Source organism: Paenibacillus terrae (assembly GCF_005217525.1).
Classification (GTDB): Bacteria; Bacillota; Bacilli; order Paenibacillales; family Paenibacillaceae; genus Paenibacillus; species Paenibacillus terrae_C.
Genome location: NZ_PNXQ01000017.1, coordinates 16,699 through 16,957 on the forward strand (window position 1 = coordinate 16,699; position 259 = coordinate 16,957).

The following is a 259-nucleotide window of genomic DNA, read 5'->3' on the forward strand; positions in this document are numbered from 1 at the left end:
ACCCCTTCCTCTCACGCCGCTCAAGGCGCTGTGGCTGAATCCCCGGCAGAGCGTCACCAGCGTAAAACAGCCGATCCTGGCGTGAAATCCTTTGCGAATCCGCAGGGAAAAGAAATTTCCTTGGGCAACTCCGAGCTGTCGATGAGTGCTCAGGAAGGATCGCTGTACATTTCCATGAATACTCATCATGGTGTGAGCCTGAACAGTACTCAGCATGTTCAGATTCAAGCTACAGGCAGCCTTCGTCTTTCAGCCGGAA

At 53.3% G+C, this 259-nt stretch carries 1 pseudogene; it reads left to right on the plus strand.

The window, feature by feature from the left end:
• Positions 1-259, plus strand: a pseudogene (locus C1I60_RS25025) (hypothetical protein); the annotation flags it as partial.